This is a genomic window from Bacillus sp. JJ1127 (genome assembly GCF_036965845.1).
In the GTDB taxonomy this organism is placed as follows: Bacteria; Bacillota; Bacilli; order Bacillales; family Bacillaceae_G; genus Bacillus_A.
In genome coordinates, this window is record NZ_JBALQK010000249.1 from 1 (window position 1) to 1,090 (window position 1,090).

The window sequence follows — 1,090 nt, forward strand, 5'->3', positions numbered from 1 at the left end:
AAAAGAAAAAACAACTACAAGAACTACTACAAAAAAATAAAAAAGTAACATTCTAGTACTAGTAAAAAATTATTAAATAAATCCGCCAAATTCCTGCCTGTAATCCTATATATATTAAGGGATTACCAATTCTATATTTACCACTAAAAGGGCAGGGGGAAGAAACATGGGAGTATACCGGAGTGTACAGGTGAATTTTTGGCAAGATGAATTTGTATTGGATTTAACGCCAGAGGAGCGATATTTTTATATTTATTTGCTGACATGTTCGAAAACGAGACAATGCGGGATTTATCCACTTCCGTTACGCTTGGTAGAGATGGAAACGGGGTATAATCGTGAGACTGTTGAGAAGTTGTTGCAGCGGTTTGTTGCGTATGGAAAGATATTATATGATGCGGAAACGAAGGAGTTATATGTTCTAAATTGGTTACGTTATAACCCTGTTACGAATACAAACATAGAGAAGTGTGTGTTACGTGAGTTAAAGACTGTGAAAAATAAAGAGTTTGTACATATGTTTCTTCAAAGATGCCTCGAGGAAGAATTGAACATTCCTTTATTGCTAGAGCATTTCGGAATGCCGATTGAAGCATCTGATATGATTCCGAAAGAAGTTGTTCAAGGTTATGAAACGAATGAGGAAGTACAAGAAGTAGTAGAGGAAGAAGTAGAAGAAGTAGAAGAAGTGAATCCAGGTAGCAGTGTATTCACGTTTTATGAACAAAACTTCGGTAGTTTGTCGTCTTATGCAGTGGCAGAATTAAGTGAATGGATGGCAGAATTGTCAGAGGAGCTCGTATTGAAGGCACTTCAAATTGCGTATGAAAATAATAAGCGGACGCTTGCTTATGTGAAAGGGATTTTACGAGATTGGCATGGAAAGGGATATACGAGTCTCAGTGAAATAGAGAAAGCGGCAGTGAAGTTTCGGAAGAAGGAGCCGTCTGCTATGTATGAGACGGAGAAGTTTCTGGAGGAGTGTGAAGAGTGGAAGAAGAATGTACCGTCTGAGGAAGAATTACAGAAATTCTTGCAGGAACAAGGGTGGAGGCCATGAGTATTTAACATGTCGAGGCTGAACAAACGG

The 1,090-nt window shown here is 38.4% G+C and carries 1 protein-coding gene; it reads left to right on the forward strand.

The window, feature by feature from the left end; genetic code table 11:
* The first annotated feature begins 166 nt into the window (after positions 1-166).
* Positions 167-1,060 (forward strand): DnaD domain-containing protein, encoded by an 894-nt coding sequence (locus tag V7183_RS21285; RefSeq protein WP_097899756.1) that lies wholly within the window; start codon positions 167-169, stop codon positions 1,058-1,060.
* Positions 1,061-1,090: the final 30 nt, after the last annotated feature.

Bases quoted from the DNA above. Each gene is read 5' to 3' on its own strand.
- V7183_RS21285 (WP_097899756.1), top strand. From the start codon at position 167: ATGGGAGTATACCGGAGTGTACAGGTGAATTTTTGGCAAGATGAATTT.